Consider the following 17,121-nt stretch of genomic DNA (forward strand, 5'->3'; position numbering starts at 1 on the left):
ACTATTATGAAAGGAGATACATATGAAAGATTTTTTTGAAACAATTAATACATTTCTTTGGGGAGCCCCCCTTATTATCGGCATTATGGGCACTGGCCTTATCTTGACTCTTGTTTTGGGCGGCCTTCAATTTAGAAAACTTGGCTTTGCCCTTAGGAATACTCTCCTAAAGGTGTTTGATAAGTCACATAAGGACCATGACGGAGATATTTCGCCTTTTGCGGCCCTTTCTACTGCCCTTGCTGCTACTGTCGGTACCGGCAATATCGTAGGTGTCTCCCTTGCCATTATCTTGGGTGGACCTGGGGCTATCTTTTGGATGTGGGTGGCCGCTATTTTTGGTATGGCTACCAAATTTTCCGAGGTAAGCCTTGCCCTTGCCTTTAGGGAAAATAAGGACGGACGCTTTGTGGGTGGACCTATGTATTACATTAAAAATGGTCTAGGAAAGAATGGCCTTGCCAAAACTTTCGCTCTTTTTGCTGGTATTGCTGTTTTTGGTATAGGTAATTCTACCCAATCAAACGCTATAGCAGGTGTCCTTAAGAGTAATTATAATATCAATCCTCTTATTACAGGCCTTATCTTGGCTATTATTGTTGGCTTTGTAATTGTTGGAGGGATCTCTTCAATAAGCAAGGTTACCTCAAAGCTTGTCCCTCTTATGAGCCTACTTTATATACTCGGTTCTATTTATCTTTTGATTTTAAATAGGGCCTATATAATTCCGGCTTTCAAGTCAATTTTCCTAGGAGCTTTTTCACCAGCTAGCCTTGGAGGTTCATTTGTGGGTCTTACTGTTAAGCAAGTTATTTCATCTGGTGTTGCTAGGGGGGTTTTTACCAACGAAGCAGGCCTTGGTTCTTCACCTATAGCCCATGCCAGCGCTTCTACTGACCACCCTTGCCGCCAAGGGCTTTGGGGAATGAGCGAGGTTTTTGTAGATACAATTATTATCTGTACCATGACAGCCCTAGTTATCCTAACAAGCCAAATTTCCTGGACATCAAGCTCTGATGCCTCTAGCCTTGTGGCAAATGCCTTTGCAGAGTCCACAAATTACGGGTCTTATGTAGTAAGTATTGGCCTAACTCTTTTTGCCCTATCTACCATCATGGGTTGGGCTTATTATGGAGAAACCGCCCTCACCTATCTTTTTGGAGATAAGATTGTAATTCCTTATAGGATTTTGTATATAATCTTTGTCTTTGTTGGTGCAAATGTTGACCTGGGCCTTGTTTGGATTGTTGCAAATATCCTAAATGCCTTAATGGCCCTACCAAACCTCTACGCCATAATCATGCTAAGCCCTGTAGTTAAAAGGCTTGCAGCCGACTTTTTTAAAGACCCTGCAAGGATAAGAAAATCACCTGCAGAGTATGAAGACCTCTTAAATAGAAAATAATATAGTATAATAGTAGTATGATTAAATTAATTACTATTGATGTGGACGGTACACTTGTCACCCCACTTAAAAGACTCAGCAAAAAAAACATAGAAGCAATCGATAGGGCAAGGGATATGGGAGTCCATATAGCCCTAGCCAGCGGTAGGCCATATCATTCAATGGAAAAATATATAAGAAGGCTAGGCCTAAATAGAAAGGGGCATTTTACAGTCTGCCAAAATGGTTCATATATCTTTGATAATGCGACCGGCAAAGCAATTGGCGGAAATTTCCAAACTATTGATGATCTTAAAAAACTTGATGACCTAATGACTCCTTATGATGTAGAAGTATCCGCTATGGATGATGTGGGCTTTTATTCAAGGCACAAAGAGCCAAATTTTTATACTCAAATGGATGCAGCAATCAACCAGCTAAAATTAACTAGGATTGACTACGACAAAGTAGCCAAAGACAAGCACTTCGGTAGATTTCTAATTTTAGGCTCAAGAGCAAGTATAAATAAGGTCCTTAAAAACAAACTAAAGACCCTTAATGAAGATTATTATGCAGTCCAAACCGCGCCCTTCCTCATAGAGGTCATGAACAAAAAGGCCAACAAGGGCCACGCCGTAAAACTTATGGCGGAGATGTTAGATATCACTCCTGATGAAATCATGTCCATTGGCAACGAGAAAAACGACATACCAATGCTAGAGCAAACTGGCTTTCCTGTGGCAATGGCAAATTCAGTCGATGAATTGAAAAAACACGCCAAATTCATCACCAAGTCTAACCTACAAAATGGTGTAGCCTACGCCATAAATAAGCTAATTGACAATAATTTAGAAATTTTTGCATAAAAAATGACTAAGCGAAAGTTTAACTTTTGCCTAGTCATTTTTTATCCCAAATAACCCATAGATCCTTTAAGGTCATTTTTAAGTTCATGTCTAATTTCTTCAAGCCTTTTTATAAGAGTTTCCAAATTTCTAAGGCTTACAACCACATCAAATTGCCTAAATCTCATCGAAGCCCTAAGGCCAATATCGGTAAATTTATTAGTCACCTTTCCCGATTCGCTCATCTTTGATGGGAGTCTTAGAAATCCTGCAAGATTTGTGTCATTATCAATATCATAAACCATAAGGTCAGCCTCAAGTTTAAGCATAGACTTTTGGACCCTGTCGATATTTTTATTCATCTTATCAATCTTTGATCCCCTTATAAAATTGCCGAGGAAATTGCCCCTAAGCCAAGAGCTTGCAGAAAAATCATATTTATTGTCAATAGACTGTAGGCTTTTAATCACAATAGCCCTAGTCTGTCGCGCCTTTCTTAAAATTTTATCAGTCTTAACTAGTTTTTTTTCTAAATTTATTACTCTTTCAGTCATATAGCCTCCTAGGTTCTTAAATAATTTATACCCATTTTTTGGAATTTGAACAAAATTTTATGATTAGTATAATTTATATATATTTAATAAAAGAAATGAGGAAAAAATGGCAGATATTTTATACTACAAATCCCACTTAAATAGTGATTTTGATAAATTTAAAGCAATATGTGACTCTCACGATGTAAATATAATAGAAGTAGACGAAAAGGAAGTAGACCACCTAGTTGGCTACCTTTTAGGCCTTGAGGGCTTTGATGAAAGCAAAAAGGAAGTAATAGATGAAGAAGCAAATATCGACTTTGACTTCATCCTCTTTTCTAATTTTGACAATCAAAAGATGTTTGATGTAATCGATGCCCTTAGAAATAATCAGGTCAATGTACAACACAAGGCAGGTCTTACAGAAAATAATATCAAATGGTCCCTAAGAGAACTTTTAATAGAAAATGACAGAGAAGCAAGAACCATGGGCCTAATACACAAGATAAATGGCCAATTAGAAAAGGCCTCAGACCTTAAGGAAAAATATGGTGAAGATGCCAAAACCAAGGCCCTAATCGATGAAATCAAGGCCTTTTTCAAGGATTCATCCATCTTTAGCATAGATAAGGCGAAAGACTACTACCTAAAATTATTAGATGAAAATATAAGGGTAGAAAACGAAAATAAATAATTATTTAAAACTAGCGAATTTTTATTTGCTAGTTTTTTAACTTATACATATTAAGATAACAAAGACTTCTTTTGTGGTATAGTGATTAAAAGACAGTTTTGCATACATAAAAAGAGGTGAGCTAATGTCAATAATTGACGATATCAAAAACATATTTACCAAAGAAGACAAGATATTTTATGCCCCAATCAAGGGACAAATTACAGATATAAAAAATTGCCGTGACCTGATTTTTTCTGAACAAATCGTAGGCCCTGGTGCCCTAATTATAGCCGATGAGGGCAAGGTCTATGCCCCATGCGATGGCAAGGTGACAATGGTTGCCCACGGCAAGCACGCTGTTGGGGTTGAAACTAAAAGAGGAATTCAAGTCCTAGTCCATGTGGGAATTGGAACAGTAGAGCTTGAAGGCAAAGGCTTTAAGGCCCATGTAAAATCTGGCCAAGAGGTCAAAAAAGGCGACCTCCTTATAGAGTTTGACCTTGCTTCTCTAAAAGAAGCTGGCTATAGCCTTGAATCCCCAGTAGTTATAACAAATCCAACAATTAAAAATGTAAAGATTGTAGAAATTGATAAAGTAGAAGTAGGAGATGAGCTCTTTAGCCTATAATATGACTAAAAAATTAATTGCAGTAGACCTAGACGGGACCCTACTAACAAGCACAAATACCATAAGCAAGAAAAATAAAGAAAGCATAGAAAAAGTCCTTGACGCCGGCCATAAGGTTGTAATCATCACTGGCAGGGACTTTTACGGATCGATCAAGGTCGCTAGAGAGCTTTTTGATAGGCATGAAGGCGGCCTTGTGGCAAGCTCAAATGGCGCCCTAGTCTTTGACCTTGCCAAAGATAAGCCAATCATAAACCACACCATACCAAGAGAAGTCGTAAAAGAAATGATTGCCTATGGCAAAAGCCTTGGCCTTGATTATTTAATTTATCACGATAATAAAATCCTTGCAGAAAAAGATGACGCCTACGACCTAGACTTTCTCTCAAAGAAAAACAAGCTAGAAGTAGAAATCATAGAAGATTTAGTAGATAAGCTTGATTTTGACCTAAACAAACTTTTATTTTCGGCACAGCCTAGTCTAATTGAAAAGGTAAAGTCCGATTTTGAAGAAAAATTTAAGGGTAAGGTAAACCCAATCCATTCCATGCCCCAATTTCTAGACTGCATGCCAGTTGGCATTCACAAGGGCAGGAGCCTTTTAGAAATAGCAGACTTTTATGGAATTGACCACAAGGATACCCTAGCCTTCGGCGATGAAATCAACGATGAAACCATGATAGAGATGGCAGGCACTGGAATTGCCATGGCAAATGCTAGTGACTATATCAAAAATCTTGCCGATGATATTTGCCCGACAAATGATGATGACGGCATTGCCCTATATTTAGAAGAGAATATTTTGTAAGGAAAAGAAAGGAAGAAAATGACAAATCTAATAGTAGTTGATGTTGACGGGACACTTGTAAATAGCAATAGTCAAATTACAGAAAGAACAAAAAAGGCCCTAATCAGGGCAAGTAAGGAAGGCCACAAGGTCATGATAGCCTCAGGCAGGCCTACATCTGGGATTTATGCCCTAGCCAAAGCTCTCAAATTTGACGAATTTGGCGGCCTTATCTCATCCTTTAATGGCGGTATGCTCTATGATTATAAGGATAAGAAAATCCTAGCCAACCACCCAATGGACTTAAGTCTTGCCAAAGAAATCCTAGAATTTTCCAAAAATCTCGACTTGGAGCTAATGGTGCCAAAGGGAGATTACATAATAACAGATGATGCTAGCAAGTATTATCCATCTTGGGAATCCGAGAACCTAGGAGTCCCTCTTAAGGAAGATAAAACAATCAGAGAGACCATTGATTTTGAACCAAATAAGTTCCTCTTTGCAGCAGACCCTGATAAAATTGACGAGCCTCGCCAAAAATTAATAGATAAATTTGGCGATAGGACTTACCAAGTCCAATCATTGAGGTTTTACCACGAAGTCATGCCCCTTGGCCTATCAAAAGGTAATTCAGTCCTAGAAGCTTGTAAAATCCTAGGCATAGACACAGATGACATCCTAATCTTTGGTGATGAAATGAACGATGTAACCATGTTTGAAATAGGCGGAACAAGGGTTGCCATGGGCAATGCAGTAGATCATATCAAGGAAATCGCCGACCACATCACCCTATCAAATGACGAAGATGGGATAGCTGCCTACCTAGAAGAATATTTATTTAAGGAGATATAAATGAATTTAATTATAGCCCAATCCGGTGGACCAACATCAGTAATAAACTCATCTCTTGCAGGTGCCATTGAAGCTGCCATAGACAATGATTTTAACCATATCTACCTATCAAATAACGGCATCGAAGGCATCCTCAAAGAACATATAGATGAGGTCGACCAGGAAATATTTGCCAAGGACAATTGCGGCAAAAAACTTATGGCCAGGCCATCATCTATCCTTGGCTCTTGCAGGTATAAATTATCAGATGACCTAGACCACCCAGACTATGGTAAAATCTTTGAAGTCCTAAAGAAAAATGCCATCGACCTCTTTATCTATATTGGTGGCAACGACTCCATGGATACAGTTAGTAAGCTAAATAAATATATGGCTGATAAGAAAATCGAAGACATCCATGTAATAGGATGCCCTAAGACAATAGATAACGACCTAATGGGCATGGACCACTCACCAGGATACGGATCAGCTGCCAAATACATATCATCCACAATCAGGACAATCAGAACAGATGTCGATATCTATGACCTAGAAAGCGTGACCTTTGTGGAAATCATGGGTCGCCACGCAGGCTGGCTTGCAGCAAGCTCTCTTGTAGCCAACCACAAGGCCAAAAAAGACCAGGTCAACCTCCTCTATATACCAGAAGATGAGAAATATTTAGATGATATCTTTGATGATATAAAAGAGGCACTAAAGACTGAAAGCAACCTCATAGTGGCCTTAGCTGAAGGCTTTAGGGACCTAGAGGATAAGCTAAGCGAAGAAGTATTTTCAAATAGTAAGGACGGCTTCAACCACCCAGTAGTGGCAGGAGTAGGCGAAAGACTAGCCACCATGGTTAGAGAAAGGCTAGAAGTCAAATCCAGGGCAATTGAGCTAAACACAGTCCAAAGGACCAACACCCTAATAAGCAAGACTGATGCAGAAGAAGCCTACAAACTAGGCTATAGGGCAACAGAGCTAGGAATAGACCACACCAACCTAGTCCCAGTCCTAAAAAGAGAAAATAAAGACACTTACCAAGTCACCTATACCGAAGTCAAACCATCAGAAATAGCCAACAGAGAAATGATGATTCCAGTAGATTGGCTAGGAGATAAAAAAATCCTAGAAGAAAAAATGATAAACTATTGCCTCCCACTAATCCAAGGAGAAATAGCCCAGACCTACCAAGACGGCATGCCAGTCTTTATTGAGAAAGAAAATTTTATAAAATAAAAAAGCAAACTCCTATGGCTTAAAGCTGTAGGAGTTTTTGCTATAAAAAATTATAAAACCATCTAGAATAAAGACACCTTGCAAACTTCATCTAGAGCGAAGTTGAGAGAAGCAAAGCCAAGCCCGTCCGGCTCATAGAGGACCCTCCACGGAGTGGTCGAGCGTAGCGACAAGCCCGTCGGCTCCAGGAAACAAGCTTAAAGGCCCACCAAATCCCTTGCATCGACCAACGTGGAGATGCCTATTAGAAACACTAAGTAGTCAACAACAAACTAAGAACGACAATCCATAAATTTACAAAAAGAGAAAATAAGCTAAGCTAATAGTTGTTCATAGTAAATCCAGTAGACAAGCAGAACTAATAGATCTCTCGACAAGCTCGAGATAAGGAGCAAGCCCGTCCGGCTCTAGGAGGACTCTCCACGGAGTGGTCGGGCTTTAGCTCGAAACAAAAATCTTCTATAATAACTATTTTATTAATTTATATACTAATAAAAGCAAAAACAAGTAAAGCAAAAAGGCAGTAGGTGCGAACTACTGCCTTTTTGATTCTCATAGAGAATAGTAACATATCTTATTCCTCAAGCTTTGCTTAAGGGCATTTTTTGTGGGAAGAGTTTATGCATCTCTTAGAATTATTATATCATGTATATCCTGATTTTCAAGATACTAATAAATCTATATCCCCCAATAATTAAAAAATAAACATTTTTTTGAATTTTTAAAAGCTAAGGTATAATAATTTTCTGAATTAATTACAAGGAGACAATTTTGAACAAGAAAAATAAAGACATACTTATTAGCGGACTTGCCCTCTTCGCTATATTTTTTGGTGCGGGCAATTTAATTTTTCCACCCTATTTGGGTGTCATTACTGGAGATGGATGGGCTTCCACCATGGTCGGATTTTTGCTAGCAGACCCTGTAATTCCGATCTTCGCAGTCATCATGACAGCCTTTGCCGGAGGGCGAGCTGTTGATATCGGTAAGCGAGTAGGACCCAACTTTTCTAATATTTTAACCATAGCATCTATCATCTGCATTGGCCCTGCCTTTGCCATCCCTAGGACAGCAGCCACAACCTATGAGGTAGGCTTTAAGACCTTTTTCCCAAACCTACCTATTTGGATAGTGACCTTGGGATTTTTTGCCATCACCTTTATCCTTTCCTTTAGGGAAAGCAGCGTTGTAAACATCATTGGCAAATACATAACACCCTTCCTCCTATTTTTCCTATTTGTACTAATAGTAAAGGCTATTATTAGCCCAATAGGAGCAGCGGTTCCTAGCGATGTTAAGGATGGATTTTTCGTCAAAGGATTCTACGAGGGTTACCAAACAATCGATGCCTTTGCCTCTCCGCTTTTTACTGGTATTGTCGTAACAGACATGATAAGGAAGGGCTATGGCAAGACTAATCAAAAGGAAAAAATGTCTTTTATCATAGCTGTAGGCTGTGTGGCTTCAGTCTTTCTAGCCCTAGTCTACGGAGGCCTAACCTATCTAGGGGCAAGTGCTAGTGGAATTTTCTCCCAAGCCGACTCCCGTGTAGAAATCCTAATAAAACTAGTATACATGGTCCTAGGAAATTTCGGCAAATTAGCTATAAGCATTTCAGTAAGCTTGGCCTGCCTCACTACAGCCATTGGCCTTACCTCATCAGCTGGTAATTTTATCGAAAACTTAACAAATGGCAAGATAAAATACCTTTATACAGCAATCTTTGTAACCCTAGCAAGCTTTCTCATCTCATCTTTAGGTGTGGATGCTATAATAAATCTTGCCGCCCCTGTCCTAAATATCGGCTATCCGATCATAATTTGCCTGGCCTTTTATATGATTTTTGACAAAAAAGTTCCTTACAACATGGCCTACATCCTCATGGTTACAGCGGTAATAATAACAGCTGTCATAGAAACTTTTGGCAAAAAATTCGGACTCATAGGCCTTGTAGACCTTATAAAAAGCCTACCTTTAGCAAACTTCGGCTTCACCTGGTTCATCCCTTCCCTAATATGCTTCATCCTTGGCATAATCTTAGGAAGGCTTGGCCTAGGCAAGAAAGTGACCTATGAGTAAATACTTAAAAAGACGAGCATTTTGCTCGCCTTTTTTATAAGGATTTTAGCATGTCCACATAATTTGGCATGGAGTAATTTTCTCTTGATATTAGTTTTTCCAGGCAATCTGAGATTTCTCTTATCTTTTCTGCTAGGCTCCTTGTTTGATTTTGCAAATAAAAAGCCTTGTCTTCTCTATCTTTTATAGATTCAGTTTTTTCTAGGATTTGAAGGATTTTTTCGCTATAATCTAGAAGGTCACCGACTTCTTCGTTAATCTTATTAGCCCTTGCCTTAAGCCTGTCATTGTCCACAAAGGCCAGGTAATCCCTAATTTCCTTGATTTCCCTCATGGCAGATGGGAGGATTTCTTGTTGAATCATATTATTTAAAATCTCTAGCTGAGAAGAGAAGAAATTAATCACATCTTCAAATTCGACATTAATTATTGATTCAATTTCCTTGCCTGTAAAGATTCCCGCCCTTTCAAATAGATCGTAGGCCCCATCTTCCTTGGCAGCCTTTAGAGCTTCTAGGAAGCTTGGATAATTATCAAGGCCACGGTCACTAGCTTCTTTTTTCCATTCTTGTGAATAGCCATCACCCTGGAATAAAATCCTCTTATTAGCTTCATATATTTCCCTGATTATGGCATAAGCCTCTTCTTTTCGCAATTCTTGGTCGACCTTTTCTAGCCTATCGGCGATTTTCTTGAGGGCTTCAGCCATGGCTATATTTAAGACTGTATTTAGGTCTGCTGCAGACTTGGACGATCCCAGCATCCTAAATTCAAATTTATTGCCGGTAAAGGCTATTGGCGAGGTCCTATTTCTGTCGGATGAATCGGTTTTTAGCTCTCCTAGATGAGGGATTTTGACCTTGTTGGATGGGACTTGGCCCTCAAAATCTCCCCTGGCTATAGCCTTTAGGATTTCCTCTAAGTCAAGGCCCACAAAGACAGAAAGTATGGCTGGTGGGGCCTCATCGCCGCCTAACCTGTAGTCGTTGGTGACAGATGATGAGGCTATCCTAATTAGCTTTTGATGCTGGTTGCATACTTCTATCATAGCTGCCAAAAATAAGAGAAAGGTCATGTTGTTTTTTGGGTCCTTGCCTGGAGAAAATAGGTTTTTCCCATAATTTGTGGCAAGGGAATAATTATTGTGCTTGCCTGATCCTGCCATATTCTTAAAAGGCTTCTCCTTTAAAAGACAAACCAAGTCGTGCTTGAGGGCAGTTTTTTCCAAAATATACATCAAAAGCTGATTATTATCCACAGAAATATTGGCATTTTCAAACATTATCGCTATCTCAAATTGATTAGGTCCCACCTCATTGTGTTCAGCTTCCATATAGATACCTAGGTCGTAAAGCTGGCTATTTACATCTTCATAAAAATCATTGACCCTTTGAGGAATAGCCCCCAAATAATGAGAAACAAGCTCTTTTTCAACCATTGGCTCAGACCCAATTAGGGTCATACCTGAATATTCAAGATCAATCCTCTTATCAAAATATTTCTTATCTATCAGATAAAATTCCTGCTCAAGGCCCAGCTTTGGCTTGACCCTGTAGGTCTTTTCATCCTTTAGGAAAAGATTGCAAATCCTAGCAGCTTCACAGCTTACCATATTCATTGACTCGATTAGGGGCAGCTTCTTATCTAGCTTTTCCCCATAAAAGGAAACGAAAACCGATGGTATGTATAAGACCTTATCCAGAATAAAGGAATTAGCTGTCAAATCCCAATATGTATATCCCCTAGCCTCAAAAGTTGAACGCATGCCCCCAGATGGAAAAGATGAAGCATCAGGCTCTCCCTTGATCAGCTCCTTACCAGAAAACCTATAAATTGGATTATGCTTATCATCCCTATTCAAAAAGGCGGTCTTCTTTGTAGCTGTCTTGCCATTTAGGGGTTGAAACCAATGGGTGTAGGAGGTCGCTCCCTTAGATATTGCCCAGGCCTTCATGGCATGGGCTATAGAATCAGCAGTCTCCCTGTCAAGATTGGCATTGCCCCTTGCAGCCTCTTTCCACTTTAGATAAACTGGATAAGGCACATTTTCCTTCATAGTCTTCTTGTCAAAGGCCATATTTCCAAATTTTTTCAAAACATAACTCCTAATTTTCTTTAACAAATTTACTTTTTCATTATACCTGCGTAAAGAAAAATTATAAATAAATGCAAATATAAAAAAAGCCCTGCTCATGATTATAAATCACAAACAAGACCTTTAAATTTTAATATATTGGATTTTGGTTGTTGTAACCCCTACAAACTGAGTTTACATTTTTGATAGTTATATTTCTAGCTACAAAATAACCAAGTCCGCATATCCACCATCCTAAAAGCATCCATAAAAGAACAGTCGAACCATTTTCTTGGATATGGTAGCCATATCTGTGACCATTGGCAGCAGTCCTATTAGCTAGGGCATAATCCCAATAGATACTGTAAATACCACAAGTTAGGACCGATAAAATAATATATTTTAACAAACCAGCAGTATTTTCTCCATCACCTGCACAGGCGATATTTACATCTTTAGATACAGTGTGGACAAAATAGAAACTATATAATCCGCATGTAACAATATTTAATAATATATATAATAGTAATGATCTATTTTCCTTAAGCATTCCGTGAAAATCTCCCGCATCTTGTGTATATTTATAGGCATTGTAATCATTAGCTGTCTGATTATTAGCCTTGTAAGCATTCTTCTCTCTCTTAGCTTCAGCATTTTTAGAAACTTTAGAACCTATATTTCCAATAGCACCCATAAAGAGACCAAAGGCTGCAGCAAGCTCTGCTTTTAAGAATTCAGTATCGCTAAGCTTGTTAAAATACCCATCTTCATAGATTACATCCCCAGCTGATTTGGCTAGAACATAGATAAGTACAGGCACCAAGATAGCCAAAAATACAAGTAATAGGCTTAAAACAGGTCTAAAGAAAAATCCATAAGAAGTAGCCTTTCTAATAATTAGGTCGAAAATCCTAACAAGGATCAAAAATCCACCGCTTATGACAGTAAGGTTGAAAAGGTCTTGGTTATCAGTCTTATTCCAGCCTCTAGCCACTGTAAACAAACTATAGGCAAAAAACACTACAGAAACTATAGAAAGGACATTGGCCAAAATATTAAAAATCATTGAAATAATAAATCCTAAGCCTAACATTAGAAAATACCTCCTATAGCAAAAACAAGTAACCTAATTAGGTCAACGACAAAAATTATAGCACCAACAGCTGTCGCTCCCATTCCAAAAAGGGAAACGGCCTTGACAAGTCCGCTTGGCTTAAGCTCAATACTAGCCTCATGCTGGCTTGTATTTACATTTTGACCAGCAAAATTAGCTGGATTAACTCTCTCTTCATCTTCAAGATAATCAATCGGCTGTCTAACCTCATCTTTAGACCCTGCAAAGAAATCCTTATCAGCCTGATAATCATCCCTGATATCATCAACGATATCTTCAAGCCTATCAGAGGCCTCATAAGCCTTATCCTTGGCCTTTTGCCTAAATTCTTCTGTAGAATCCTCGATTTTTTCGCCAACTTCTTCTAGCTTATCTTCGAAATCATCCCTAAAATCTTCAAATTTTTCGGCAAGTTCTTCCTTTTTTTCATCAAGGTCTAAATTTAGCAAAGGATTTTCCCTTCGAATTTTCTCCTTGTCAATTGGGCTCCCGCATTGGGTACAGAAATTAGCCCCCTGCTTAATCTCAGCCCCACAATTTTTACAAAACATCATAACTCCTTTTATTTTTTGATAACATACTCATAAGCCCTATAAATTATAGAATCCTTAGGCCTACAAACAACAATATCATCACTAGGATCAGCCATTCTTACTAGGTAGACCAGAAAAAATAAAACAAGGACAAGAATCATCCCAATTTTCTTAAATTTTTCAGATAAGTGCTTTCTAAAAATATAAGCAAGTAAGAAAATAGCTGGAATAGGAAAGAGCGGATGGTAGGAAAAAGCCAAATCAGGCCTTAGCCTAAGTAGGGAAAGATAAGCCCTAGTCATCCCACAACCTGGACAAGAAATCCCAGTCACAGCCTTGATAGGACAGGTAAAACCAAGAGAAAAAAGTAAAGCATAAAAAATTATAATAGCTATAACAAAAAATAATAAATCCCTAGTTTTATTCTTCATCGCTTTCCTTTCTTAACATAATATATGATATATAAACATTATATCACAAAATTGCTTGAAATACTATAATTTGTTGGAAAATACCAGTAATAAATAAAAATGAAAAATAATCAGCAAAAGCCCCATGTATGACAGAGACCAGCCCGTCGGCTCAATGAGACTATCCTATTAGAACCGCCAAGATGAAAAGCTACACTATGAACAAAAGCCTAGTAAATCTACACAACTCCCTTCTCGAACGTATGTGAGGAGACTAGGCCGTCGCCTCGTTGAGACCCCGTCCGGCTCTAAGAGGACCTCATGGTTTTGTCTATAAAGGGATCTGTCCCTACATCGGCATTAACTATATTCCTACAAATAATATATAATTCACCCCTCAGATTATTTTTATACTGTAATTCATATACGCATCAATTTATAAAGATTATTATTATCAATGGGTTTGGACTAGTTGTTAGTTCATGTAACATTGTATAATAATATGAATAAAAGTAAGAAAAAGAAGAGAATTTTCTCCTCTTCTCACTATACATAATCACTTACAATGATATATGCAAACTGCCATTCCCCTAGGGGAAATTGATATTTGATCAATTTTTCACTATAAGTGGACCACTTTTCTATAATAACTATGTACCATTTTTATAGTTGACATTTACAACAGATTTCTGGTATCCATCATATAAACTATTCAAAAAATAAAAAACTCCTGATTAGTTATTCTTTTCCCCAAACAAGAGTTTTAAACAAAGTATTAAATTGGACTCATGCATTAAGAGCTCTACTTATATACATCTCCCCTAGTATCTATAAGCAAAACATATATTATATTTATTTCATTATTTTTCAATTCAAAAATAGCTCTATAATCGCCTATTCTGAGCCTAAACAAATAATTTTTCTTTTCTCCTTGTATTTTTCTTATATCATATTTATTAATATTTATTGGATAATTTTCCTTTAATTCATCAAAAGCCTTATAAAATCTCAAACCGTATTCCTTATGTTTTTTCATAAATTTTATAGCTTTTTTATGATATTTAACCTCGTAAGATTTCATCGATACTTAATTCTCTAAAGTCTTCTTCTTTAAAATCATCTAAATTTAATTTATCGATCTCTTTTTGTTCTAAATCAGAAACAAAGTCAGTATTTTCTCTCAAATAATCGAGTAAATCTTGATCATTTCTCCTTCTTATTTCCTTAATAGCCGCATCTCTTAAAAACTCTGAAAATGACAAACCATTTAATCTAGTAAATCTTTCTATTTCCTCTGCTTGATTTCTAGATAAAGTAATATTTTTTCTTACGGTCTCCATAAGTACCCCCTAAAAATATACACGATATGTTTATACACACTATACACCTATTATATTAGTATTCAAGAAAAATCATAATAATATATTCACATAATACCAATTTATTAGCATGGTTCTATCAAAAAATAAACCATTTAATAACTAAACAAACATGATTGCAAAGATTAATAGCTACTAAGTTTTTATAGTTATTTCTAATTAAGCTTCAATATCTACTCCATTACTCTCAGCAACTATAAAGCTCACCCTTCACATTAAAAGATTGTCCAATTTTCCCATATTTATAAAACTTATACAAAATATAATTCTCTTTTTCAAGCTCATGGGTAGAAAGAATTATCTGCTTATCATCAAATTCATTTCTTAGAAGTTCCACAAGAGAAGCCATATTTATATCATCCATAGTTTGCACTGGGTCATAAATCAATAAGAATCCTAATTGATCATCATCGCCTGCGTAGAATTTATTCATAGCAAGCATAAATGAGATAACAAAGGCAGATGTTTGGCCAGAACTAAAGGTGTTTAGAATATCGTGCTTTGTGGCCCCATCGGATATAAACCTAAACTATTCACAACCTAGGTTATTTTCCTATTCTTGCTATTAATAATATATATAAAATGTCCCTCCCCTAAGGGAAGGAGCTAATTTGGTCACTTTTATTATATGTGGACCAATTTTCAATAGTAACTGTGGATCATATTCTAATTGACATTGCAATATATTTCTTTCAGAAATCAAATATATTAGGTACTATTTTCCCATTAAATGAAGTATAGTAAGAGTGTTATCATCAGTCTCATTAGCATGAGAGGAGGTGAAATCATGCGAGTAATTTGTGATATCATTGTGTCTATCGCAACAACTAGCAAGCCCCTCCGGCTAATTAAGGAGTGGTCACTATATTTGTAAATGGCTAGATAAGGCAAGCCTGTCTGGCTCGTAGAAGACTCTCCACGAAGTGGTCAAGCGAAGCTTGATTTTAAAATGATAACTAGCCTATAGTATAAAAAGACGAGCCTGCCGCTCGTCTTTTTATTGGTCGAAACCATTCCTTTAATTTGTGATATCATGGTTATTATTATAATACCTTAAAATCCTTAAAATTCAATCTACTTGAACTTGCTAAGCATATATTTGAGATTTTTATACCGTATTAATGATACAATCCTAAGCTTTTAGACACCCGTGTTTGATTGATAGACCAGATGGAATGAATACTAGAGAACCGATGCCAGCTGTTATCTGGGTCTTTACCTTATATTTTATTTTAACTCATTCTTACTTTACCATGATTTATGTTAATTCAATGATTTAAATATCTATCTCATAGAACTCTACACTTTTGATCCTAAGACATTGATTAAGTTTATATCTATTTGTAAAGATTATTATTATCAATGGGTGTGGACTGACTAAAACTTATTTAAATACCTTAAATTACTGTGAATTAGATAAGAAAAAGAGGAGAAATTTATCTCCTCTTAATTCTTGTTTGCTTATTGTACGTACTGACCAATAAGGTTTTATTTAATTAATTTTTATTAATTAAGCTGTAGCTTGGGTTCTTTTGTATGAAAACTAGCCCGTCCGACTCGTAGAGGACAGCCCCCGCGGCTCGTGGAGACAAGCACCGCTCAAGAAGGGCCAGCCCCACCGGCTTGATGAGGTGCCGTCGGCTTTAGGATACCTAGACATGGTGCGATGAATACTAGTTAACCAATACCAGTTCTTCTGTGGGTCTTTGTCTTATAGTTTATTTTTACTTATTCCTACTTTACCATGATTTTGTGTTACTTCAATATTCTAAATTTCTATCTAATAGATTCCTACACTTTTGATCATAAGTCTTTGATTAAGTGTAATTATATTTATAAAGATTATTATTATCAACGGGTGTGGACTAGCTATTAGTTGTTTTAATATGCTATTTATATGTAAATAGAGGTAAGAAATAGAAATATCCCAACATAGCCAATACATAAACAGCACGCACCCTTCTCGAACGAACGTGATACAAGCCCGTCGGATCCTGGAGGCCAGCCCGTCCGGCACGTGGAGGACATCACCAGCATATATATAAAGGGAAATATACATACATCGGTAATACTTACAGCATAACACTCCCTTCTCGAACGAAGTGAGAGAACTCATGGTTTTCTATATAAAGGGTTCTGTATCTACATCGGCATTAGCTACCTTCCTACAAAAATTATATAAGCCAATCCCCAGGTTCTTTTAAACTATGGTCATAGCTATATCTATTTGTAAAGATTATTATCAATGGGTGTGGACTGAAAAAACTTATTTAAATAACTTAAATTAATGTGAATTAGGTAAGAAAAAGAGGAGATTTTTTTCTCCTCTTAATTCTTGTTTTCTTATTGTACGTACTGACCAATAAGTTTTGTTATTTTGTTTTTACTTAAGCTTCAACAGCATGGGACTTTTTCTAAGCTACGAAGTTTACTATAGTAATATTCTTCACTTGATTCCTAAGATTTCCTACCTTGCAAAATATATATTATTAATTTCTACATAGCTGAAGTATAATATAAATGTTATCATCGCTCTCATTAGCATGAGAGACCAGCTATCAAATGTCAAGAAAAAATCAAAAAATAATTAATCTTGTAATTTA

General features: G+C 37.0%; 16 protein-coding genes. 8 read left to right on the forward strand and 8 right to left on the reverse strand.

Translation table 11 applies throughout. The features are described 5' to 3' along the window. The first annotated feature begins 22 nt into the window (after positions 1-22). Entirely contained in the window at positions 23-1,405 is a 1,383-nt protein-coding gene (locus RRB46_RS08970) for a sodium:alanine symporter family protein (protein WP_311538258.1), read from the forward strand. 17 nt (positions 1,406-1,422) lie between these two features. Next, positions 1,423-2,250 carry a Cof-type HAD-IIB family hydrolase gene (locus RRB46_RS08975; RefSeq protein WP_311538259.1) on the forward strand — a complete coding sequence of 276 codons (828 nt, stop codon included), beginning with the start codon at positions 1,423-1,425 and terminating at the stop codon, positions 2,248-2,250. 41 nt (positions 2,251-2,291) lie between these two features. On the opposite strand, the gene RRB46_RS08980 is transcribed toward RRB46_RS08975, so the two are convergent. Further along, positions 2,292-2,783 carry a hypothetical protein gene (locus RRB46_RS08980; RefSeq protein WP_296127457.1) on the reverse strand — a complete coding sequence of 164 codons (492 nt, stop codon included), beginning with the start codon at positions 2,781-2,783 and terminating at the stop codon, positions 2,292-2,294. 106 nt (positions 2,784-2,889) lie between these two features. Between RRB46_RS08980 and RRB46_RS08985 the strand changes: the two genes are divergently transcribed. The 6 genes from RRB46_RS08985 (at position 2,890) to brnQ (ending at position 9,008) form a co-directional block, all read left to right on the forward strand. Continuing rightward, positions 2,890-3,459 (forward strand): DUF3783 domain-containing protein, encoded by a 570-nt coding sequence (locus RRB46_RS08985; RefSeq protein ID WP_311538260.1) that lies wholly within the window; start codon positions 2,890-2,892, stop codon positions 3,457-3,459. 124 nt (positions 3,460-3,583) lie between these two features. Continuing rightward, the gene (locus RRB46_RS08990) at positions 3,584-4,069 is read left to right on the forward strand and encodes a PTS glucose transporter subunit IIA (RefSeq protein WP_311538261.1); all 486 of its coding nucleotides are present in this window, start codon (positions 3,584-3,586) and stop codon (positions 4,067-4,069) included. Position 4,070: 1 nt separating this feature from the next. After that, complete coding sequence (locus RRB46_RS08995; protein ID WP_311538263.1) at positions 4,071-4,877, forward strand: Cof-type HAD-IIB family hydrolase; 807 nt, start codon at positions 4,071-4,073, stop codon at positions 4,875-4,877. A gap of 18 nt (positions 4,878-4,895) precedes the next feature. After that, positions 4,896-5,708 carry a Cof-type HAD-IIB family hydrolase gene (locus RRB46_RS09000; RefSeq protein WP_311538265.1) on the forward strand — a complete coding sequence of 271 codons (813 nt, stop codon included), beginning with the start codon at positions 4,896-4,898 and terminating at the stop codon, positions 5,706-5,708. Next, a complete protein-coding gene (locus tag RRB46_RS09005) occupies positions 5,709-6,929 on the forward strand; it encodes a diphosphate--fructose-6-phosphate 1-phosphotransferase (protein ID WP_311538266.1) in 1,221 nt (406 codons plus the stop codon). Positions 6,930-7,700: 771 nt separating this feature from the next. Continuing rightward, positions 7,701-9,008 carry a branched-chain amino acid transport system II carrier protein gene (brnQ, locus tag RRB46_RS09010; RefSeq protein WP_311538267.1) on the forward strand — a complete coding sequence of 436 codons (1,308 nt, stop codon included), beginning with the start codon at positions 7,701-7,703 and terminating at the stop codon, positions 9,006-9,008. Positions 9,009-9,042: 34 nt separating this feature from the next. On the opposite strand, the gene RRB46_RS09015 is transcribed toward brnQ, so the two are convergent. The 7 genes from RRB46_RS09015 to RRB46_RS09045 form a co-directional block, all read right to left on the reverse strand. Beyond that, the gene (locus tag RRB46_RS09015; protein WP_311538268.1) at positions 9,043-11,103 is read right to left on the reverse strand and encodes a glutamine synthetase III; all 2,061 of its coding nucleotides are present in this window, start codon (positions 11,101-11,103) and stop codon (positions 9,043-9,045) included. A gap of 130 nt (positions 11,104-11,233) precedes the next feature. After that, positions 11,234-12,175 carry a DUF4234 domain-containing protein gene (locus RRB46_RS09020; protein WP_311538269.1) on the reverse strand — a complete coding sequence of 314 codons (942 nt, stop codon included), beginning with the start codon at positions 12,173-12,175 and terminating at the stop codon, positions 11,234-11,236. Then, positions 12,175-12,747 (reverse strand): zinc-ribbon domain-containing protein, encoded by a 573-nt coding sequence (locus RRB46_RS09025; RefSeq protein WP_311538270.1) that lies wholly within the window; start codon positions 12,745-12,747, stop codon positions 12,175-12,177. The genes RRB46_RS09020 and RRB46_RS09025 overlap by 1 nt, the downstream gene beginning before the upstream one ends. An 11-nt stretch (positions 12,748-12,758) precedes the next feature. Then, positions 12,759-13,160 carry a DUF2752 domain-containing protein gene (locus RRB46_RS09030; protein ID WP_311538271.1) on the reverse strand — a complete coding sequence of 134 codons (402 nt, stop codon included), beginning with the start codon at positions 13,158-13,160 and terminating at the stop codon, positions 12,759-12,761. Between the two features lie 781 nt (positions 13,161-13,941). Further along, the gene (locus RRB46_RS09035) at positions 13,942-14,151 is read right to left on the reverse strand and encodes a type II toxin-antitoxin system RelE/ParE family toxin (protein WP_296127437.1); all 210 of its coding nucleotides are present in this window, start codon (positions 14,149-14,151) and stop codon (positions 13,942-13,944) included. Positions 14,152-14,200: 49 nt separating this feature from the next. After that, positions 14,201-14,479, reverse strand: coding sequence for a hypothetical protein (locus RRB46_RS09040; RefSeq protein WP_296127435.1), 279 nt, complete (start codon positions 14,477-14,479; stop codon positions 14,201-14,203). 226 nt (positions 14,480-14,705) lie between these two features. Then, positions 14,706-14,951, reverse strand: a complete 246-nt coding sequence (locus RRB46_RS09045; protein ID WP_311538272.1) for a hypothetical protein — start codon at positions 14,949-14,951, stop codon at positions 14,706-14,708. Between the last annotated feature and the right edge of the window lie 2,170 nt (positions 14,952-17,121).

This window comes from uncultured Anaerococcus sp. (genome assembly GCF_963512375.1).
Lineage (GTDB): Bacteria > Bacillota > Clostridia > Tissierellales > Peptoniphilaceae > Anaerococcus.